Source organism: Buchananella hordeovulneris (assembly GCF_001907235.1).
Taxonomy (GTDB): domain Bacteria; phylum Actinomycetota; class Actinomycetes; order Actinomycetales; family Actinomycetaceae; genus Buchananella; species Buchananella hordeovulneris.
On sequence record NZ_MQVS01000008.1, the window covers coordinates 77,708 to 99,306 of the forward strand.

The 21,599-nt window shown below is 65.3% G+C and carries 11 protein-coding genes; 4 read left to right on the top strand and 7 right to left on the bottom strand.

What is annotated here, in order from left to right; genetic code table 11:
- Positions 1–34: 34 nt before the first annotated feature.
- A complete protein-coding gene (locus BSZ40_RS08270; protein ID WP_073825148.1) occupies positions 35–841 on the top strand; it encodes a hypothetical protein in 807 nt (268 codons plus the stop codon).
- 126 nt (positions 842–967) lie between these two features.
- On the opposite strand, the gene BSZ40_RS08275 is transcribed toward BSZ40_RS08270, so the two are convergent.
- Complete coding sequence (locus tag BSZ40_RS08275) at positions 968–2,221, bottom strand: PH domain-containing protein (RefSeq protein ID WP_073825151.1); 1,254 nt, start codon at positions 2,219–2,221, stop codon at positions 968–970.
- A 127-nt stretch (positions 2,222–2,348) separates the two neighbouring features.
- Here BSZ40_RS08275 and BSZ40_RS08280 point away from each other — a divergent pair, with 127 nt between their 5' ends.
- Positions 2,349–6,692: a cell wall-binding repeat-containing protein gene (locus tag BSZ40_RS08280; protein ID WP_158020882.1), complete on the top strand. Its 4,344-nt coding sequence runs from the start codon at positions 2,349–2,351 to the stop codon at positions 6,690–6,692.
- 422 nt (positions 6,693–7,114) lie between these two features.
- On the opposite strand, the gene BSZ40_RS08285 is transcribed toward BSZ40_RS08280, so the two are convergent.
- The 6 genes from BSZ40_RS08285 to BSZ40_RS08310 are packed head-to-tail and all read right to left on the bottom strand — an operon-like array spanning position 7,115 to position 17,591.
- Positions 7,115–9,277, bottom strand: coding sequence for a hypothetical protein (locus tag BSZ40_RS08285; protein ID WP_073825155.1), 2,163 nt, complete (start codon positions 9,275–9,277; stop codon positions 7,115–7,117).
- 42 nt (positions 9,278–9,319) lie between these two features.
- Complete coding sequence (locus BSZ40_RS08290) at positions 9,320–11,671, bottom strand: hypothetical protein (RefSeq protein WP_073825158.1); 2,352 nt, start codon at positions 11,669–11,671, stop codon at positions 9,320–9,322.
- On the bottom strand, positions 11,668–12,177 hold the full coding sequence (locus BSZ40_RS08295) for a hypothetical protein (RefSeq protein ID WP_143180919.1): 510 nt from the start codon (positions 12,175–12,177) through the stop codon (positions 11,668–11,670). Before BSZ40_RS08295 ends, BSZ40_RS08290 begins: the two co-directional genes overlap by 4 nt.
- On the bottom strand, positions 12,170–13,912 hold the full coding sequence (locus BSZ40_RS08300) for an RAMP superfamily CRISPR-associated protein (RefSeq protein ID WP_073825162.1): 1,743 nt from the start codon (positions 13,910–13,912) through the stop codon (positions 12,170–12,172). Before BSZ40_RS08300 ends, BSZ40_RS08295 begins: the two co-directional genes overlap by 8 nt.
- The gene (locus tag BSZ40_RS08305; RefSeq protein ID WP_073825163.1) at positions 13,909–15,774 is read right to left on the bottom strand and encodes an RAMP superfamily CRISPR-associated protein; all 1,866 of its coding nucleotides are present in this window, start codon (positions 15,772–15,774) and stop codon (positions 13,909–13,911) included. Before BSZ40_RS08305 ends, BSZ40_RS08300 begins: the two co-directional genes overlap by 4 nt.
- Complete coding sequence (locus tag BSZ40_RS08310) at positions 15,771–17,591, bottom strand: Cas10/Cmr2 second palm domain-containing protein (RefSeq protein WP_073825166.1); 1,821 nt, start codon at positions 17,589–17,591, stop codon at positions 15,771–15,773. The genes BSZ40_RS08305 and BSZ40_RS08310 overlap by 4 nt, the downstream gene beginning before the upstream one ends.
- A 183-nt stretch (positions 17,592–17,774) precedes the next feature.
- Here BSZ40_RS08310 and BSZ40_RS08315 point away from each other — a divergent pair, with 183 nt between their 5' ends.
- Both BSZ40_RS08315 and BSZ40_RS08320 read left to right on the top strand, forming a co-directional pair.
- Positions 17,775–20,087, top strand: a complete 2,313-nt coding sequence (locus BSZ40_RS08315; RefSeq protein WP_143180920.1) for a hypothetical protein — start codon at positions 17,775–17,777, stop codon at positions 20,085–20,087.
- On the top strand, positions 20,084–21,538 hold the full coding sequence (locus tag BSZ40_RS08320) for a hypothetical protein (RefSeq protein WP_073825170.1): 1,455 nt from the start codon (positions 20,084–20,086) through the stop codon (positions 21,536–21,538). Before BSZ40_RS08315 ends, BSZ40_RS08320 begins: the two co-directional genes overlap by 4 nt.
- The last annotated feature ends 61 nt before the right edge of the window (positions 21,539–21,599 follow it).

Consider the following 21,599-nt stretch of genomic DNA (forward strand, 5'->3'; position numbering starts at 1 on the left):
GTCCACCTGGCAGGCTCAGAGAAATGAGGGCGGCATGGCGAGCAACTTCTGGCTCTACCTCCAGCCGGGCGAGGTCTTGGAAGGAAAAGACAAGAACTGGACCGTTGCCGGGGGCCTGGTGGGGAATAACACGGCCGTCGCGGGGGCCGTGCCGCAAATCAGCGAGTGCTGGTTCCTCACCGCCAACGACGGTGCTGAAGTGGTGATCCTGCATCACCACAAGCCCGAAGACACCCTGTTGCTGACGCCAGCGCCAGAAGTGGTGTTCCCCGAGACTACCGGGGCTTTGGAGCGGCAGACCTATCAGCTGCAGTTGCCGGACAAGAGCGTTGACGTGGTGGTGCACGAGCGGCGGGTGGTCCGGGTACAACAAACCGACGGGGAGATCTCCGCGAGCTGCCAAAACGGCAAGGCTTTTACCTGGATGTTGGTGTCAGGTGGGGAGGGAAATCACTCCGGGCAGTGGCTGGTGTGGGTAGACGCGGCAGGCCAGGCAACGGTCTATCGGGCGGAGCCTTTGCCCGTCCACCTACAACGCCTGGAGTTCGGCAAGGCGCTGCAACGGCAAGCCCTAGGGGCGGCCGCGACCTCCGCGCCCCGTCCTCAGCCCCGTCCCCGTCCTCGCCCCCGACCTCGTCCTCGCCCCACGCGTGCCGCCTATTCGGACGACGAGGAGGAATCGTCGGACTGGAACCCGTTTACCGTGGCGGTGATGGTGATCCTGATGTTGGTGTTGGTGGTCCTGGCAGTCAATGGCGACCTGCTCGGTGGCGACGGCGATTACCACTACACGCCCAGCCGCAGCATCTACGGCGGCGGTGGGCGGGGCGGCGGCAAGTAGGGACCTACCGCTTGCCCCGGCCAGGAGGCTGGCTCCGGGCAGGTGTCAACGACGGTCTTCCCGGACAGGGTGCAGCCTGCGATCGCTCCGGTCAGGGGCGCTACCGCGGTACCCGGTCGGGGGTACCTACAGCTGCCCCGGCCAGGTGGCGTCGGCGGGCTGCCCGAGACCGGCCCGCCGATAGCCTTCCAGGATTGCCAACCATTCAGTAACGCGGGGAGGAGTGTGGCGAGTGTCGGTGACTGCATCGGCGGCCGCCAGCGCCACCGCTCGCGAATCTTGCAAGACAGCTACCACCTGGTGCTGGTAGCGGTAGTTGAAGCTGCTCATCGTCCGCTCACGATCCTGGCGCATGGCGCGTGTATGCACGGCGAACCCCCGCACCTGGCTCCACGGGATGAAGCGACGATGAAAAAGGGTGGCGATGTGCAGCCCGGCGGTGGTGGCACGGGTGCGGCCAAAAAGGGAGGAAATCACGAAGAGAAGGACCACCATTATGAGCCCCGCGAACGCAGGTGCGCCGAAGCGCAGCGCCGGGTGCGCACCTTGCAGGCGCGCGAAGCTGAGGGTCAAGGTGGCGGCCATCCCCAGGATGAATAGGCAGACACCGAGGCCCAGCAGCCGCAGCCAGGTGGATTTGCGGATCAGGTAGGTTTCCGCGGCGGGCGGCATGGCGGGCGCGGCCAGGGCAGAATTGACGACGCTCACCGCGTCGAGTGACTCGCCCCAGCCCGGGTGGAGGGCCAGCACCGTCTTATCTGGCAACACCACCACGTGTCTGCCGGGGCGCAGGCGGCTGAAGTGATGACCCGCCTGATCGGTGGCCAGCCCGTCGGCGGGCCAGTTGGGGGCGGGGTCGCGGAGGGTGGGGGTGAGGGTGGCCAGTGGGCTGTCGGCGGACTGGGCGAGGAGTTGGCCGACTTCGGCCGCCTGCTGCCACGCCGTCTCCGTCGGCGCGGAGGGCGGAAAGATCAGGGCCAGGCCCGGCACGGTCTTGGTGGGGGACTTGTCGGTGTCGAGCACGACGCCGAGGTCGGCCTGCCACCACACCTGGCCCCCGGTCAGGAACTGCTGGTAGTAGCCGCGCAGACGGGCGCGCCGCCGCAGGGGCGGGACGATCAGGCCCGCCAAGCAGGCCACCAGCCCGACGGCCGGAATGACCGCCAAGGCCACCTGCACGGGATCAAGGGGCAGGGAGCTGCCGTCGGTGAATCTGCGAACCAGCAAGTACCACGGAAGCACGCCGAAAAGCACAAAGAAGGAGCCAGCAAACACTGGCAGCAGGACGCTGCCGGGGGAGCGGGGCGCCTGCCGGGCGTGCCGGAGGAAAAAGGCACGGTCGCGCAGTTGGCTGGCTAGCTGATCTGCGGAAGGTTCCATGCCTTCATCCTGCGCCCGCTGGGCGCTGACAGCCAGGAAGCGAGCCGCTGCCTGGGCAAGAGGGGGCAAAAGCAGGGCGGGGCGCGGCTCACCCACTTACGGCGAACAGCCAGCTAATGTTGGTTTCATGACGCAAAGACGCGGACTTTTGACGATGTTGTCTGTTCCTGCCACTGCATTGGCGTTAGTTGTCGCTGCTGCAGTCCCGGCACTCAGTGCCCACCACGCGCCCAGCGGCGCGTCTGTTCTCGCTCAGCCCGCCCCCTCCAGCGTTGCTGCCCCCACGGACCCGGCCCCCAGCGTCGGCACCGTCGTGGATGTTACGACCTTCGGCGCGGACCCGACGGGCAGTCGGGACTCGGCCCCGGCGGTGCGGGACGCCCTGCGGCATGCCAAGACGCTTACCGGTCCGGTGACCATTAAGTTCCCGCGCGGCACCTACGATCTGTACCCGGATCAGGCCGAAAAGCGTGAGCTGTACGTATCGAACACGGTGGGGGAGGATCCCCGCTACAAAATAAAGAACATTGCCATCCTGGTGGAGGACATGGAGAACGTCACCATCGACGGTGGCGGTTCTCTCCTGCGCCTGCACGGCTTGCAATCAACCTTCGCGATCATTCGCTCCAAGAACACGCAGGTAAAGAACTTCGCCACCGACTGGGTGGCGCCCCGCACGTTGGACCTGACGTTCGTCGGTGCCAGCACCACGGCGGATGGTCGGCACGTGCGCGACGTGCGGATTCCTGACGGCTACCAGTACGAGATCAACGGCCGCCTCCTGAACATTAAGGCGGAGAACTCGCCCTACACCAAGGAGCCGTACTGGCAGTACTCGCCGATGCGGCTCAACCCCCGCCCGGACTGGACGAGTCTGGACGACCTCTACGAGCAGCTGCTCGATCTGGATACGGGGCACGCTTTCCGGGCGGCCTGGACCTTGTCGGTTGAGCCGCTGCACAACGGGCTGCAACAGATCGAAGAGGTGGAGCCGGGCGTGGTGCGCATGACGTACGCCCCCTCGGCCGAGCCGGGGCCCCTGGGCCGGGTCTTCCACATTCGCACCTGGTACCGCGACCACCCGGGCGGTTTCATTTGGGAGTCGCAGAACACGACGCTGGAAGGCTTGGATGTCGGCCACCTGCACGGTTTTGGCATCATCGCCCAGTTCAACGACGGCCTGACGGTGCGGGACGTCAACTTCCGGGCCCCCAACGAGTCGTTCCGGCAGACCGTGGGCTTCGCGGACCTGATCCAGGTCTCGGGAGACAAGGGGCAGGTGCTGATCGAAAACAGCCAGTTCGGCTTCGCCCACGACGACCCGATCAACGTACACGGCACCTACCTGCAACTAGTGGCCAAGAACGGCCGCACCGCCACGTTCCGCTACATGCACCGCGAGACGGCCGGATTCCCGCAGTTCTACGAGGGCGACGAGGTGGCGTTGGTGGACCGGGCCACGATGTTGGACCTTGGGGACTGGCGCGGCCGGGTAGTGAGCGTGGACGGCCCGAGCGGGCGCGACTCGAAACACGACCTGCGGCAGATGACCGTCACCTTCGACCGGGACCTGCCCGCCGAGGCGGTACCCAACCGGGTGGTGGCCGAGAACGTCACCTACAGCCCGCAGGTGACTATCCGCGGCTGCCACTTTGAATCAATCCCGACCCGCGGCATCCTCATGACCACCCGCCGTCCCGTGCTGATCGAGAACAACATATTCGACCAAATGGAGATGGCCTCCATCTACGTCTCGGCGGACTCCAACAACTGGTACGAGTCGTCCGTGGTGCGGGACTTCACCGTGCGCAACAACCTCTTCATCCGCCCCGGCATCCAAGCCCACAACCCGCAACCGGTCATCTTCTTCGAGCCGCTGGCGGGCGGGACAGATCCGGCCAAGGCCGCACACGCGGGCGTCAAGATCGAAGACAACACCTTCCTCGTGACCGACCGCACCGTCCTGGACGCCAAGTCCGTCAACGGCTTGAGCTTCAAAAACAACAAGATCATGCGGTATGAGGACTCCACCCCGCCGCTGCTCCGCCTGGCCGCCCCCACCGTCGGCGTCGGCCAGCGCATACAGGCAGAAGTAAACCTGCCGAGCGCGCCCCGCAGTGCGTTCGTCTTCCGCGGCTCCAACAACGTGGAGCTGGCGGGCAACACTTACGGCCCCGGCATCTTGCGGCGCGTCGACCTGCAACACATGGGGGCAGACAACGTCTCCATCGCCGACGAGGGCGTCCAGATCCGCGGCGGCGACGCCAACAACCGCGCCGTGTACTACCTGTCCTCCCACCCAGAGGTGGCGGCCGTGAACCAGGCGGGCGTCGTCGTCGGCAAACAGGAAGGTACCGCCGAAATCTCCGCCGTCATCGTCACGCCCTTCGGGCACGTGCGCACCGCCCCCGTCGCCGTACAGGTGGGACCGGCCGCGGCCGGCCGGGAGCTGATCGACTTCGAGGTCGTGCGGCCCAACCGAGACCACGCGCGCGCCGAAGGCGAGGCGCTGCGGCTAGTGCCGTCGGGGCGCGGGTCGCTGTGGAACGAGCAAAACGGGGCCGACAACATTCACCTGCTGCCGCAGCGCTCGCTGGCCGTCGGCCAGGCGGTGACGGTGAAGATGACCGGTCGCACCCAAGACTGGTACGAAGAAGCCGGGCTCATCGCCTACCTTGATGACGACAACTATGTCGCCCTGCAACGCAAACACAACGGCGGCAACCCCAGCATCACCGTGGTCAATGAGCAGGGCGGGCGCGGCGAGGAGTCCCGCAAGGTGGTCGACCCGGCGGCCGACGCGATCTGGCTCCGCCTGGAACGCACCGCCGCCGGCCTGCAGGGTTCCTACTCGCTGGACGGCAACGAGTTCATCCCGATCGGTTCGGTGGTGGAGAACACCGCCATCAGCGACGCCACCCGCCTCGGCCTGCTGGCCGCCACGCGGCGCGACAACCAGGCCGACAACCACCCGTTCCTCTTCACCGACCTGCGGATAGGGGACGAGCTGGTGCCGCTGACTCGCGAGATTGGGTCGGTGGCACCCGACGGCAGTTTCGACCCAGTGCCGCTGCCGGACCTGGGGCCGTCCCTGGTCGCGGACCTTGCCCGCGCCCAGTTCACCGGCATCACCATGCCCAGCGACGAGGCGGATCTCGCGCGCCGCGACGGCTTCGTCACCACCGCGCCCGCCGACGTGAGCGAGTACCGGGCGGCCTTCACTCCCGCCCAGGCGGGCGCCACCGTCAAGGTGCGGCTCGACGGGCGACCGCTCGCGGCCGACGCCGACGGGGCCTACACCGTACCGCTGCGGCGCGGGGCGACCGTGCTTGAGGTGTGGGTGACCGCCGAAAACCAGCTCCAGCAGCGGATCTACCGGTGGACCGTGCTGTCCAACCGGCCGGGGCAAGTCGGGCCGCAGGACCCAGCGCCGGAGCCGGAGCCGGAGCCAATGCCGACGGCTACGCCTACGGTGGAGCCGAGCCCAACGCCGACCGCGACGGCCACGCCGGAGCCGACCGCGACGCCGACCCCGACCGGGGAGCCGAGCGTGCCGCCGACCACGCCCGCCCCCCAGCGTCTCAGCGGCACCAACCGGGTGGCCACTGCCCTGGCGGCCGCTCAGCAGGGCAACTTCGACAGCGGGGTGGCCGTGCTGGTGGACGGCAAGAACTACGCCGACGCATTGGCAGCCAGCGGGCTCGCAGGCAGCTTGCGGGCCCCGGTGCTCCTGACTGTCGGCGCTCAGCTAGAACCCGAGGTCCTGGCGGGGTTGCAGCAGCTGGGGGTGCGGCGGGTCGTCGTCGTGGGGGGCTTTGGCTCCGTTGACGCCGGGAAGGACGCCGCGCTGTGGCGGGCAGGCCTGCGGATCGAACGCGTCGCGGGTAAGAACCGGTACGAGACCGCCCGAGCCGTGGCCGCCAAGGTGGCCGAGCAGGGGCAGGTGCGGTACGTCTTCGTCGCTGACGGCACCAACTTCGCCGACGCCCTGGCCGCCGGAGCCTACGCGGCGGCCGAAGGCGGAGTGGTGCTCCTGAGCGACGGGGCGACGCTACCCGCGCCGGTCGCGGCCGATGTGCGCCGCCTGCTGCCCGCTCGCGTAATCGGGGTGGGCGGCAACGCCACCCGGGCACTCGCCGGGGAAGGATTCATTAACGGGGTGACCGCCACGTTCGTGGCCGGTCCCAACCGGTACGCCACCGCCACCCAGTTGGCCACCCTGCTGGGAGACGGCAAGACCGGCGTGGTGCTGGCCTCGGGGGTCACGTTCCCCGACGCGCTCGCGGGCGGGGCCTTCGCCGCGCAGCAGCGGGCGATCCTGCTGCTGACCGGCCCAGACAGGTTGCCCGCAGAGGTCGGCCAGGTGCTGACCAAGCGGCGAGGCACACTGGAGAAAATCTGGGTCCTCGGCGGCAGCGGGTCGGTATCCGACAAGGTGCTGGCGGGCATCACGCAGGCGATCACGCCGTAAGTCTGCGGAAAGCCACGGGGGGCGGGCCGATGCGGCCCGCCCCCCGTGGCGTGAGTTGCTTGGCCAACCGCCCTAACTGTCCACCTACGCGCCCCATCCGGTGTATTTGGCAGCTGTCATCCGCTGGTAGCCATCTAGGGCGCTCGCCGCCCCTAAACACGCGAGCAGGCCCTATTCAGAGACCTCGACCCCACTGCGTTCGTTCCGTCCCCTAAACGCGCGGGCAAGCCTCATTTGCGGCCGTCCCCGCGCGGTGGCGGCCCGTTACTTCCTAAATGCGTCGGTTAGAGCCGCTACCGCTACCCGCTACCGCCTGCCCCAACTGGGGCAGGCGGTTCGCGAAAGGGGGACACGCACGGACTGCCTAGCGAAGCACACTAGAGAAAGCTGAGCCCTCGGGGCAGAATGGCTGCCCGGCGGGCTCAGAAAAGGTCTGCTGGAGATTTCCCGCAGCCAGGCTTGGGCTCGCCAGTACGAGAGTCTGTCTGGTTGTTTGCCTTGTTTTCGTCCAGCGACATGTATCGGACGGGCAGATTGTCGCTATATCCGAACGCTGCCCGTTGGAGGGCGCGCACCCAGGGGGTGGTGCGGAGGTATTCCTCGTGGGGAAGAGGGAAGTGGTGCGGATCGACGACTTTGGAGACGGTGCCGAGGCAGCCGGTCAGCTTCAGGTAGTTTTCCACCAGCGTCTGATGATCCACCAGCTGCAAACCGTCGGACGCCAACCGCACTTCGACAGCACCCAGTCCGAGCGGCTTACCGAGGCCCAAACGGAGGAAGCCGGACTTTCGACGATTGGCACCGGGTGGTACTAGGTTTCGAGGCTCCAACAGCCACAGCAACGCGGCCAACTCGGGCGCCGTAATGTCGGTGAATTGCACTCGACAGGTCATGCGGGTTCCCGGTTTGAGCCAGTCGCACACCGCGAGTCTCACCTTCGGGTTGTCTTGTTTGGTGCCCAGTTCCTCAGTGACGTTTACGGCGCGCGCAGGAAGGCCTGCCCCGTTGAGGATTGTGCGGTGTACCGGGTAGGCGGCAGCCCCCAACAGTTGCCCCTTTTGGAAGTACTCGTGGCGGGCCAGCGGCCCTCCCTTCTTCCGTGGGGTTGCACCTTGGGCGTCGGTCAGGAATCTGCGGGCTGAGGTGGTCTTCGGCGCCATGAGTGGCACAAGCCGTTGCGGTTTCGGTGGCTTGCAGATTGCCTTCTCCTCACCTGGCGGTGGGCTGATACGAACAGGACCGAATTTCAAGCGTCCCTGCGCCGCGACGTCGCCGCCAACAGCGCCGGTGGCCTCGGGCTCAACCCCAGGGATTACGAAGCCGAAGAGCCGATCAGCGGCGGATGCCTGAGCACGAGACGGGAGGGGTTGAACCAGCTGGCTCTCGGCAAGCTGGGCGGGCGAGAGGCGGTAGGGGCGCCTCCCCACCATCGTCGGCAGCACGTCCATGACCTGAGTGGAGGGCGGAAACACGCCGCTTTTCGGGTAAAATTGGGCGTCCCTCAACTGGACAAAGACCAGGTCATCGTGGGATAGAGACGATGTCCGCACCGCGCCTGGTGGGGTCGACCGTTTCTGGAGACGCTGCAGACGCAACGCTGCCCGGTTGAGGCGATTCCGTCTCCCTCCAGGGGCGGCGTGACAATCCAGATACGACTGGAGCACCTGTTGGTAGCGCTCCAGATGCTCAGCGGTGAGTGGCAGCCGCGATGGCTCCACATCATCACTAAAGAAGAAACGCTCGTAGACCTTGGTGGAGAACAGATGACGGGCGTGTCGGTCAGCTGGTGCAGTGCGGCAGGTGAAACCAACTGTGGTTAGGTAGTCCGAAAAATCCTTGTCTTTGGCCTGGAAGAACTCCTCGTAGTCCTGCAGGTCTTTGTTCCACACGTGTGTCACTAACGGCGTGGAGCCGAGTCCGATCTTCACCTTTACGCGGCTGCCGTGAGGTGTAGCGCGCCGAAACTCCTCCAGTCGCTCGCGGGCTGCTGCGGACCCAGGGGGCAAGTCTTGGCCAGCGCGGTCAATGATTTTTCCCGCGCCTTTTTCGGCATCGTCCGCCACCAGTGCCGCCCTAAAGTTGCGGCTGCGGCCACGTAGTATCTCCACCACCCACTGGTCCCCGATCTGCAATACCCGCCCGGGAAACAGGGTAGTTGCCTGGGCCGTCGCGGCCCGGTAAGTCAGGGGCTCACTGTGACCGCGCACGGTGCGTTCCTGCCGCTGGCGGCGCGAGGTATCGCCGAAGACGCGAAAGCGGGAAGTGGTGAGCAGTTCGTAGGCGCGCGAGAGCATCCCCTTGATCATGGTGGGCGGCATGATGGGGTTGCTTGCCGCGTCGCGCGGCACCTTCACCTCCGGGCTACTGCCGTCCGACTGGCAGGTTTGCTCGCCGTACACCAGGGGCGTGCGTACGATCATCTCCAGGTCGAGCGTGCCCGTCAGGCGCTCGGCGTGCAGCCGGTCCTGGCCGGTCGGCGCGTGCTCCCCGAACAGGGCAGGCGACAGCTCGCCCCTGCCCGCTGCAGCCATGGCCTCGCGCCGCAGCACCGGGATGCGGTTCACCGCCGAATGGAAATCGTTCACGTTGCTTCTCCTCGCCCCGACTGTTGGCTGCTCAGCGCTGAACTAGCGTCCCGCAGGTGGCCGCCGTTGCCGGAATAGCTCGGCGGGGGTGGGCGGACGCCGGACGGTTGCGGCAGGCGCTGCCGGACCGTCTGGGTTGCCCGCGGGCGGAGCAGGTTGATATGTCCCGACCCCGGGGCTTTGCGGGACCTTCCGCAGGGTGCCATACGGGAAAGGTGCTGGCTGGGCGCGGCCGTGGCTGAGGGGCGGCGGCCAGCCCGCATTGTCACTCACGGTGCCGTCCGGGCTGCAGGCGTTGTTCTCCTTGTGCTCGGCGGGTGTGAGGTAGCCCAGAGCGATAGGGCTGCCGTCTTTCTCGCGGTAGCCGTAAGCGGCCTGCTTGAAGGCCCGCACCCACACCGAGTCTTGCAGCGATTCGGCGACAACGGTCGGCTTCGGGCCGGGAGAATGTGATGCCCCCAGGCAGCCAGACAGTTGCTCGTAAGCAGCAGCGAGATCGGCCCCACCCACCAGGTTTTCTGACTCTAGTTCCACGCGCACCGCGCCCAGACCGAACGGCTTACCGAGTCCCATTTGCAGGTAGCCAACATCGTCGGGAAACCGGCGTTTGTCGCCCTTCGGGCAGAGATTGCCAGGTTGCAGCAGCCAACGCAGGACCGCTACTTCTTCGATGGTTAGGTTCTCGCAGGTAAGCGTGGCGGTGAACTCCTGCCCGGCGGGGATCCAGGTGAGGACGGTGGTCTGGGTTTCCTGGCCGCCATCCGGCAGCTCCGTGTGGCGGGTGTGGGTGGCGGCGCGGGGAAACTGGTGCTCATCTAACGCTGAGCGAAGACCAACAACGGCTTGTCGGTGCACCGGAAAGGCGGCCCGGCCCAGGAACTGTCCAGTCTGGAACAACTGGCGGCGAGGCAGGGGATGCTCCTCGGCCGTGGTCAGGTTTTCTCCGGCTGCCGACAGCAGGAAGCGACGGCCGCTGGCGGGTTTCGGTGACATGAGCGGCGCCAGGGTCTTGGAAGTATCCCTGACCTGCATCCCGCTGGTGTCGATGCCCGACACCCACAGGCGACTGCGGTAGTTGTGCCCTTGAGCGGAGGTGATATTGCCCTCGTGAGTTACGTAGCCGAAGAGCCGGTCCGCGGGCGAGGCCTCGTGCGGGCTAGCCAGTGGTAGCACCTGCTGCGCCTGTGCCAGGGAGTGGGGGCTGAGGCGGTAGGCGCGTTGCCCGATCATGATCGGCACGAGTTGCTCGATCACCGGCTCCCTGCAGATGCTGCCGCGATCCAGATAACTGGCGGGCGAGAGCACCGCGAAGGCCAGATCGCCATCGGCTAGTTGTGCTGGCATGTGAGCGAGTGAAGCTTTGGTGAAGCGATTGAAGTCCGGGGGAGGTGGGGTGCGGGGCCGACGGGAGCCGTCGCTGGGATCCAGCTCATCCAAGGCGTTGCGCAGGTAGCTTTCCCGCACCAGCTTGTAAGCGGTCAGTGCCTCCGGTGCCAGTGGCACAACGAGCGGGGCGGGGGAGCAGAAGAATATCTTCTCGTCGTGCTTGCCCTGGTGGATGCCGTCTGTGCCATCGGGCGTGTCTCCCGTGTGGTCGTCGTGATCGGCAGTGCGATAAACGTAGCCAGAGAACTGTTTTCTTTGTGGTGGGGTCGGTGAACCGTTAGTCGGGGAAGCAATTTGCACGAACTTGTTGCCGTCGTGGATGGACGTGACCAGCCAGTAGAAATATGGATTTTTTGGATGTCTTACTTTGATTGCCTCGAACCTCACCGCTTGCCCGTGGGGGGTCAGGGCTCGGATGGTGGCAAGAGGTTTGAGTAGATTGACGTGGTGGTTGGCGCGGTCCGGCAGGGCGGCGGCTCGCATGTGGGTCTGGAGCTTGCCCTTTCCTGAGGGCTGGGTGTTGGGGCCCCACAGGATTTCGGCGTGCGGGCGTCCATCTTTGCTGACAACCCGGACGGGCACCAGTTGCAACGCTTCGATCGGTTCGCAGCGGTAGGTAAGTGGGGTGGCGTGGGAGTTAGTAAAACCCTCGGTAGCCGACCATTTAGTCTGCCCAAAAATACGAAAGCGGGACGCCGTGACGGCTTCGTAGGCCCGGGACAGCATGCCCTTGAGCATGGTGGGTGGGACAAACACTTGCCCGTCGCGCATGGGGATGGAGACTGCGGGGCCCGCCGCCGTATCTATGCGTTCCCCGTATACCAGCGGGGTGGCGGTGGTGAGCTTGAGTGTCAATGTCCCACTGTAGAGCCCCGGCTCCAAAGCCGCGTGCCCGCCGGGGACGGCGTCGTCGAGAAAGGTGAGGTCCGCAGTATCAGGGGCATGCTGGTGGCGATGCTCGCCCCGCAGCACCGGGATGCGGTTCACTGCGGAGTGAAAGGCCGTCATTTTATGCTCCATTCCCCGCAAAAGAGTTCATCGACAAAGTTCACGTTGCCGTAGTTGTCCGTGGTGAAGACCTCGACGGTGTGCATCTGCGCGGCGTCTTTGCCGTTCTGCAGATAGTTGTTTTCCCGCAGTAGGCACGATGTGCGCTCGGCTTGGGTGGTAGTGTCGCCTGCAGGGTAGACATCTACCCGCACTGCACCCCATCCGTTGAGCCACCGCACCTCGGTGGCACAGTGCTGCGCGACACCTGTGCGCCATAAGCGCAGCTCATATACCGTTGCCTGGTCGATGGGCTGGGTCTGGCTGCTGAGAAGAGTTGAGCCTTCCACCCGCACAACCATTCGTGCCCCAGCGGTAGTGAACGCTAACCCTTGCCAGGCTTCTGTTTCTGAGCTGCATTCTGCTATCGCATCGGTTAGAGAGCTGCCCAGTTCTTGCTTCGCTAGCTTCCCGGGGCGCAGCTCCGTTAGCGTTTCGATTTTCCTATCACATTTCTGCTCAGGCATCGCCAGTCCTTCTTTCCGGCCACAGGTAGCTCGCCCAGCCCGCAACCTCTTGCACATCCGGGCGCCCGACGACCTCCAGCCCCTGCAGGCATTTAAGCAACTTCTGCGCTATCTCCAGCCTGGAGCCACCCAGCAAAGATTCGCCGGAAGGCCAGTTTTCCAGCGTGACTGCCTTAACCTCGACTTCTCCCAGTCCGCGGGTCACGCGACTGCCGAGGGGCAGACTGCCAGTGGCCAGTTCCGCCAGCACGAGTCCCAGCAAACACAGGGCGGCTCGCCGTCGGTCGGTCCACGCTGAGTTTTCGTCCGGGAGCGTTCCGGCTGGCAGGCGGAGCGGATCAACCTCGATCACTATGTCGTTCCACTGCGGCAGCGGGTAGGTTTCCTTATAGAACGCCCCGATAGCCACCCCGCCAGTCCAGCGATCGCCCGCGTTGTGGCTAACCGTCACCCATCTTTCCCGCGATACCGGGTTGGCCAGGGTCTCCAGCACGGTCACTGCCCCCCGACGGGTGGTATCGCCGAACAGGTCGCGCACCAACGGGGCGTCCTGCCGTAGCTGGGTGTGGACGTCGGTGGCGCTCCAATCCGGGTGCTCAAGGGACTCCCTTGCGGCCAGGATGGTGCGGGCGATGCGGCTGGCACGGGAGCGCAGCGCGCCGCGCACCGAACTACCCGGCAGCACAAGTGGGGCCGGTTTGGCTGCGTCCTGGTTGGACTCCCCGGACTGGCGGGAGGAGGTCTGCCAGGCCAGCAGTGGCTCGGTGGGGACCGCGTCCTTCTCCGTGGGCGGTGGGGTGCTATCCGCGGATGCTTTGGGCGGCGTGGCGGCCACCAGGATACCGGTGGGGCTGTGCCAGGCGATCTTGAAGCGCAGCGGCTGCAACCCTGCAGTGTCTTGTGGCACCTGCAACTCGACTGCTTCCGGTTCGCCCCGCAGCAGCGCCTGCAGCCCGTGCAGGCTCGCGACGTCCACGCGGGTGCACTTCCAGGATCCGGGTTCGGCCAGCTCAACGCGCCCCCACCCGGCGCCCTTGCGGCCCCCGAAGGCCACCCGCTCCGTCGCTAGTGCCGCGATGATCTGGGCGAAGGTGAACTGCACTGCGACGTCGTCCAACAAGTCCGGGTCAAACTTGCCTCTCGCGTGGGCAAGGTAATCTTCAAGTGTCTGGTCTCGGCCTCGTCGCTCCCGAAAGCCCGCGGCCGCGACCTTGTGTTCGTCCTGGGCAGTGCTGGAGGCACCCACCTCGGCGGTGATGCGCAGCGTCAGCTCCCGGTTGGTTGGCAGCACCTCGTGTTGAAAGAGGGCACCATCGGCCACCGCCCCCCAATGCCGATCCACGGCGATCCCGGTGCGCAGCATCAGGTCGGTTTCGGTCTGTGTCTCCCCCAACAAAATGGGGTGGAACTGGAGGAGTGCTCCCCAGCCGGCGTCGCCGCCCTGTCCGTGTCCTTGCTGCGATTCCTTCCCGAAGACTCGCTCGCGCATCTTTTCTGCCTCTGGGAACAGCTGGGCACAGGCGGCTCGCAGCGCTCCCTTAATGGAGCGTCCGGTCAGCACTGCGCGTCCGGCTCCGTCCCGAGCAAATCGCCGGGGCGTACACTCGACTTCCGCCAGCTCCCCGGCACGCTTACGTTCCTTCTGGGAGCGATCCGCGACCTCGTCCACTCCGCCCGAGTGCAGGGGCGAGGTGGTGCGGAGCCTGATCTCTAGCTCGTACCGGTTGACGCTCACTTGTCTGCCTCCTTCCCGGTGAAGAACTCATCAGCGGTCAGTTCCCGTAGTTCTCGTCTGCCCTGCTCGAGGAACGAGTGGTTGACGACGAAGCGGCCGAAGCCCTGCGCCCCCAACTCGCCTATCCCGAGCTCTCCCAAGCGCTGTAACTTGGGCAGGACGACATCCCGGTCTGCCTCGTCTCCTAGCTGCAGGCGCAATACCGACCCGGCTTGGATCGCAACACGGCTAGCACGCGGCTGCTGGCCCGCCGCAGACCAGGAGTCGATCCGGCGGTAGCGCACGAAGACGGCTGAGGTGTCTGTGGAGTCGGCAAGTTTCAATTCCACACCGCGGCGCGCGAACTCGGCCAACAGGTCTTCCACCCCGCCGCACGGCCCCAGGGAGCCGGACCGCACCAACACGTCGGAAGTGAACCAGAGCGTAACTTCCGCAGCGCTACTAGCATCCGGCTGGGGTGGCGATTTGGGCAGCGCCGACACGTTGACCTTGACTTTTCCGTAAGTGCTCGTTAGGCGGCGCGAACCAAGTTGAGCGGTCCCCGTAAGCAAATCCTCCAGGGGCTGCGATAGTTCCGCTGCCAACCGCGTTGACAGGTGCAGGGTGGCACGCAGGCGCATGCCTGCAGGCAGGGAGCGGGCCAGGTAGAGGTGGCCGGTCTTCGCGGTGCGGGAGACGGCGTCGTACGAGATGTGCTGCTGCCCGAGCTGGGGTGGCGTGCCGAAGGCGCCGCGCTCAGCAGCCGGGAACAGGTAGCCGTGGCGGACCTGTTTTTGTGGGGTGTCTCCCGCCGCTGCCCGTAGCCGGTTGGTGAAGGCCACGGTGCTGCTGTCGCCGCCCCGAGCCTCCGACGTCTTAGGTCTGGTCAGCGCGAGCGGCAGCGGCAGTCCCCGCACGCCGTCAACGACGGGCAGCGCGTCCGACACGTATAGCTCGCCATTTACGACCGCGTTTGCCACCAGGGCGTTATCGGGGCAATGCCCGCGTAGCTTGGTGTGCACCCACGGGAGCAGGGCCGTGCCGCGGAGAAAATCCAGGGTGGGGACCTCGTTGGACATCGGCACCGCGAAGGACACCAGCGGTGAGCACAGTTCAATGTCGAGGGTAAAGGAGGCAAGGTCGTAGTCTTGCCGCGCGGTAGCGCAAAGATGTGCCTGCCACGACGCGGTCTGCGGGAGGGTGGGGGCGGCCGGGGGCTGTTGCAGCTGTGAGAGCAGTTGTTCCTCATTGCTGGGAGTGATTCGGCAGCGGCCATCGCCACCGGTGCGCTCCCCACCCAGGGTGTCGACCAGGCGACAGGCGAGCCCAACCACGAGCAGTGCCGCCTCCCGCTGCTCCTTGGTCCACCGCAACTGATTGCCGGCCTGATCCTCCTCCAGCAGCCGCGCCGTCGCGGTGAGCGTGGCGGGGGCAGCCCGCTCGATGACCCGCAGCATGTTGTTCTTTGCGGTTCCGGTGTCTGCGTCGATGGCCAGGCTGACGACGTCGTGGAACGGGGCCGCCATCGTTTCAGAGTCGGTGGGGGCCGCGGCCTCTGCGTCCAAGGTGGACAGGTGGGCGGAGGTGAAGGTGACGAGCCGGGCATGTTGCGGGCTGCCGAACAAACCGGTGACGAATTGGCTCCAGGAAGGCCGGGTCGCGGTCCCACTCGGTTCGCCGCCACCGGTTGCCTCGTCTAGGGCGTCGGCCACCACGAAGGCCTGCTGGCGGATAGCACCAGTCAGGGTGGAGGCGGGCACGAACGGCTGACCGTCTTCGTCCCGCTTCAGTGCGGCATTCACGCCGCCTGCCCGCCCAAGGCCGGTGCCGATCCCCCAGTCGGTGGTGAAGACAATCTCCAGGCTCAGTTCGGTGGCGGTCACTGCTGCTCCTCCGTGTCCAGTCCGGCGATGCGCCCAGGTTCGTCGCTGCCCTGTTGGCCTGTGGAGGCGGATGTGCCCGCAGAGGGGGACAGGTAGCTGGTCGGCAGCAGCTCGCTTAACTCCAGTAGGTCGTAGATATGCTTCGGGTCGCTGATCTTGTCTCGCAGCTCGGCCAGCTCTGCGGGCACCGCCTGCCACTCCGCCTTGATCTGGGCTTCCAGCTCGGCTTGCGTTTCCCCGGTCGCGCTGGCGGCCTGCGCAAGCAACCGCCGGATGCGCACCGCCCGAGTGGTGGGGAAACGGCGATCCGCCGGGGTCAGGTGGGCGGTGGTTTGCGAGACGGGGCGCGCGCCCGAGAAGAACGCGGTGAGTTCGCACATTTTCTGCCAGCCGTGCTCGTCCTCTCCGAGGTGGTAGGGCCGGTTGGTGAGACGCGCGTACGACTCCACCAGTGTGACCGGGTCGAGGATGGTGGTGTCGCGCAGCAGATGGAAGTTGAGAGTCGAGCGGGCGGGCGCAAGCTCTTTACCGTACTTCTTGGCATCCGCGGCGAGCTTCTCGGCCAGGGTGTAGGCCAGGTGGAAGGGAAATTGGGCGCCGACGACAGCGATCCCGGCCCCGGCGGTCAGGCCAGCTTCGTCAGTGAGATGGCGCAGCAGGCCGTCCTGTTTGCGCGTCTGGTCGGTGAATTCGGTCAGGTAGCGCTCCACGAAGGGGAGGGCGTAGTCACCATTAGTAATGACGGTGACGTCGTCTCCGCCCAGCAGGACCGGCACCACTGGCACCACGGATAGGCCCTCTTTGTGTTCCTGCTCTGACAGATACGCAACCTCGGCCCAGGCGGCCACGAACGCGCGCCGGGTGGCTTCCTCCAGCTCGTTGCTCACCGCCAAGGAGAAAAGGCGAAATGCGTCCGGATCTTCAGTCTTTAGGCCGTCACAGTGTTGACCAAACTCGGTGGCTGGGACGCTCTTCATCTTGTCTGCCAGACTGGTCATGAGGGCGCCGATGCCGTTGCCATCAATGTGGATGACGGCGGCGCGGCTGATATCGACGTCGGCGTGTTCGTCCTCGAAGAGGATGTTTGCGACTCCTTTGCGGAGATCCTCGACCTGTTTCTGCAGGGCCTCGTACTCCCTACGTCTCTGGGCGGCTAGGTGCTTGCGGCTTTGTTCGTACGAGTGACGGGCGAGCTTTCCCTTGAGTAACTCTTCAATCTCGGGTGCTGCTAGGGCTGCAAAATATTCCCGGAAGTCGTGAGCATGATGGCGGCGGATGCGGGCCCCCAGCGATAGGGGAGTTTGTTTGTCCTGGTTGGCCTCCCCGTCACAACCTAGCGGCCCGCTGGCGGGTTCGGTCGAGTCCTGGGCGGGCTGCAGGAAGGGTAATTGCGCGAAGCGGGTTACTGAGGGCGGACGGCTGGCAGCATGCCTGGCCGCCAATTCGTGAATGCTCCTAATTTCTTGCTGTGTGACGTGCTTTGAGGGCATCCTTTCCCAAACACCCGCTACCGCCAGACCGGGGGCCTCCGCGGCTGCCTTCTTGGTGACGGCGGTAACGAGTTCGCGGCAGTGGTTCTCCGTAGGCAGCCGGACAATGACCTTGCCGGAGGTGCGGGTGACCCAGCACTCCTCCTTGGTGAGTCCGGCTAGCTGTTGCTTGGACAACTCCTGCCGCACCCAGCACGGCAGTCTGGTCAGTAGCCAGGAGGCGCCGATGTTCTCGCGCTGGCGCGGGGACGAGAAAACAAAACCTTGATTGCCACTAGTTTCCAGCAGCACGAGGTACATGCGGTCTTCATCTGGCGCGGGGTTCATGTGGCGCTCCTCCGTCAGGTGTCTGCGCCCCTCCTTTGGGGACCTGAACTGCTTCAGTATGGCAGCTTGCAGCCCACAGCACAGCCATGGCTGGGAAGTAACGATCATCACTTTTCATTTTTCGTGGCAGGACGGCTAAACCGCGGCACAATTGACTGCTAGCCCGCAACAAGGAGGTTCAAAGTGGCATTACTCGTGCACATCGTCGGGGTGTCAGACCTGGGGATCGATGAACCGCGCGGGAAGGTGGAGGGCAAAGAGCAAAGGCTGGTGCCGGGTGGATCGGACTCAGATATCTGCAAGTTGTTTAACAACTTGGAGTCGGCACGGCAGGGTGAGCTGCGGGAAGCCCGGAAGATCGGGGAATCCGCCCAGGTGTTCGCGCGGCTGTGGAATGCCGACTACCGGTCCGATCCGCAGGAGATTACTAGCCCCTCCACCTCGGGGCGGCAGCTGCCGTTACCGAGTGCGCTGCGGGCCGTCGCGAAACGGGCGGGGGAGCCAGTGGACCTGCTGCTGCTCGGATCGTCCTTCGGGCAGAGACCGACGACTCCGCTGGCTGAGCTGCTGGCAGACGCCTGGTCAGCGTGCGGCGATAGGGTCCGGGAGACTGCCGGAATCGACCTGAGGAAGTGCACGGTATTCGACTGTCAGAGCTTGGTGGAAGACGAGGTGGTGGGACGGCTCGCCGAGCAACTGCGGGCCACGGCGGGACCCATCTACGTGGCCATCGGGGCGGGGGCGAATACACTTTTGGTCATTTTGCTGCGGGCGCTGCAGGAGAATGGCGATAGAACCGTCGAGCTGCTGATTCCGAGCCAAGCCCCAAACGAGGCCGCTGAGGCGGTTAGTTTCAGCCACGATGTTGACGCCTACCGGGGATGGACGACTGCACTGGGCTTGGCTGATCTAGCCGCGGTGGCGGACGGCGCGTTGACGGAACTGGAGCAGGTGACGGCCGCGGCGTTTAGCGAGGATGCGTCTTGGGAGGACAGGGCCGAGGCCCTGCGCAACATCGTCCTGGCTGATATCGCCCGGGGTGATATCGGCGCGGGCTTGGCGGTGCGAGCCTGGGTATACGCCGGCTACCGAGCCCGGCTGGCGCCGGGAGAGAAGACTGCGGAGGAAGAGTTACAGAAGGAAACTCATCTTACACTCGGCCACCATATCGGGTGGGTGAGTAAGCAGCCCGAACCTACCTTTGCTCAGCAATGGCTGTTGCGTGTCAAGGAGCTGAACCAGGTAGGCAAGGACGCAACGCATCGCCTGATGGGTGCGGATTCGCGGGAGGCGCAACAGACCCGAGACTCTGTCCGGCATCTAATTGGGGGAGACCTGCCCACCGGGCTGGTGTGGCCCACGGGGGACGTGGCCTTTGTGCACGCAGTCGGCCCGAGCGACAAGACCGAGCATGAGAACTCTGTATTAGTGAATCTGTGTAACGGAGTTTGCCCTCTTGATCTGGGGTTGACGCCGGGTAGTGCAGAAACCTATATCCATCGGATATTACTTGCCTCGAAAGACACCGCTACTGTGGCCGAACAGGTGCGCCGGGAGCAGATTGCCGCCAACGGGTGGCGTTGCGACGGCGACGGGGAGATCATCGAGTACGGCACTGCCTTCCGGGATCTGAAGAAGGCAGATGAGATAACCGCCCGCATGAAGGTCATCGAGAAGCGGGTGTATGCGGCACTGGAGCAACTGGAACCGCGTGTCCAGGCGGTTATTCTCGATGTGCCAGGTGAGAAACACGCATTCCTCGCTGCCACCCGAGCCGCGCAACGCTTTGGCGCCCGCTTCGGGCTGCCAGTTACCCTCCTGTCGCACGTAAAGGGCACAGACGGCGAGTTGCAGCATCGCACTCAGCTGCACTACTTCGTCGTTAGCCCGCGGGATCGGGAACAACTGCTGCGGGTGGCGCATGATTGCCTCCGCCGCCTAGACCTGTTGACGGTCGCCCGGATTTTGCGCGTGACTGGTAGTGAGTTCCAGGAGGTGGCCAAACAGGCCCAGGAGTTGGCTGAACGGATGCGGGCGAGCCTGGGTACGGAAGACGAGCGGGCCTACATCCTGGCGGCGCTGGCAGGCGTGGTGGTAGACAACGAGAATTTCGCGGACTGGAGTGAGCGCGATAAGGGACGTGTCGCGGTGATTGTGGGGGAGTTGGCGGCCAAGTACCTGAAAAAATCAGGTCAGAAGCGGAAGAAGCTTTTACAGCAGAAGTCCAGCTTTCCTGCCGAGCTCAAGTATCTGTGGGCGTTAGAGGAGGTGCGCAATCTCAGTCCGTATTCGCACGGCCACAGCGACTTTGCGGCCTCGTTGCAGGCGGCCTGCGAGAAGGTGGGGTTGGCGGGCTGTTCGTACTTGGAATTGCTGTGCGGCGCGCGGGAATTTCTGGGCCGCGAGCATGGTGAGGATGTCGACTGGGCGGATACGTTCCGCCAACTGCGGGACTGTCTGGCAGGGGCGGCTGCCGCCACCGGGACGGAATCGTGAGCCCCGCGCAGGCGGCGCTGCTGGCTGATCCCGCTCGCTTGCGTTGCGCCCTCATCTTCCGAGCCGCGTTGACAAAGCCGTGGGAGGAGACCTTCCCGTTGGCCTCTGTCGGGCGGGCAGGCTGGCAGGAGGGAGCGTTGCAGGTAAAGCATGTGGCCTTTGGGGAGGGCGCCACCCCGGGGCAACACACGACTATTACCCAACAGGCGCGGGAGACCGACTTCTTTCCCGAGATAAAGGAGCGGCTGCTGAATGCAGATGTGCGGCGCTGGCAATTGCTGGCTAACCCGTGGAAGCTAGACATCGACGTCACTCCGCGCTCTGGCGAGTCGGAGCACCCGGGGGATGCTCAACACGTGCAATTGCTGGTGCAGGCGCTGGAGACGCTGCGGGTGGAGGAGAAATTCGCGCTGGTCGTTGTGCACGCTGAGGTCACCTGTACGGGGCCGGACGAAATGCATCGGGCCTTGCGTCTCACCAACGAATTGATGAACCTCATCGGTGAGTTGCAGCAGCGGCTGGCCGCCGATGCGCACTGCGGGGACTTGGAGTTGGGTGATAGTGGGGAGATCGGGGGGCAGCGTCCCGCCCGCCCATTCGTGCTCACCTGGGTGCCAGCCAGCCGCTGGCAGGCAACAGCCGGGGACGATACCGCCCTGGCGGAGGCAGGGTGGCGGTGGGGCCACTTGCAGGGCACGTGGGGACCGCCCTACGACGACACCCAGGCCGAGCTGGCGCGGGAGCGCCTGGAACGATTTTCCAGTAACTGGGCGGTCGCCGTGTATCCGCGTGGAGTGGCGGTTTTGCCAAGTGGTGCCGACAATCGTTTCTGGCCGTTGGCGTTGGGGCTGACTCTGACCCAGTTCGCGGATGTTTGCTTGTTGCTGGAGCTGGATCGCTTGCAGGTGCGGAAGCTATCGCACCAGCTCGCCAAGGTGGCGCGGGACGTGGAGCGGTCCCTGAGCGAACTGGCGGACAACGCCGGTCCCTCCACTGACCGAGACGCCCTCATCTACCGGGCCCTGCAGCTAGATGGCCGGGCGGCAGTTTTCCTGGCGAGCGAGTGGTGGACCGATGTGACGGAACGGATCAACGCGCGCAAGCTACTCACCAAGCTGCAAGATGTCAGTGGGGTGAACGAGATGGTGACTCAGGTGGCGGAACAGGCACGCACGGTGCGCGAAAGCGTGCAGAGCCTGCTGGAGTATCGCGAGCAGCGTTCGGCCCGCTTCCGGGAGAAGGCCCTGGGGCTCTTGGGATTTGTGGGGGTGCCGCTGACGGTGTGCCTGGAGTTGTGGGCAAATTGGTCGGCAGTTCCCATTGCTGAGCGGCTGGGCTCGGTGTGTGGGGTGCTGAGTTTTGCTTGGTGGGTGGTGGCCGTCCCGATCTTGATCGGGCTGGTGGTGGCCTTGATGCTGAAAGTACCGGTGCGGGATTTCTTTCGCCGCTGACCATCATCGGTGACTGTGGCCCCATACTGGTGACAGTGTCGGCACTGCCTACCCGGGGCGC

Excerpts from the sequence above, each read along its gene's own strand:
- BSZ40_RS08295 (WP_143180919.1), bottom strand. The coding sequence starts at position 12,177 with ATGCCTGAGCAGAAATGTGATAGGAAAATCGAAACGCTAACGGAGCTG.
- BSZ40_RS08280 (WP_158020882.1), top strand. The coding sequence starts at position 2,349 with ATGACGCAAAGACGCGGACTTTTGACGATGTTGTCTGTTCCTGCCACT.
- BSZ40_RS08290 (WP_073825158.1), bottom strand. The coding sequence starts at position 11,671 with ATGACGGCCTTTCACTCCGCAGTGAACCGCATCCCGGTGCTGCGGGGC.
- BSZ40_RS08270 (WP_073825148.1), top strand. The coding sequence starts at position 35 with ATGGCGAGCAACTTCTGGCTCTACCTCCAGCCGGGCGAGGTCTTGGAA.
- BSZ40_RS08275 (WP_073825151.1), bottom strand. The coding sequence starts at position 2,221 with ATGGAACCTTCCGCAGATCAGCTAGCCAGCCAACTGCGCGACCGTGCC.
- BSZ40_RS08310 (WP_073825166.1), bottom strand. The coding sequence starts at position 17,591 with ATGAACCCCGCGCCAGATGAAGACCGCATGTACCTCGTGCTGCTGGAA.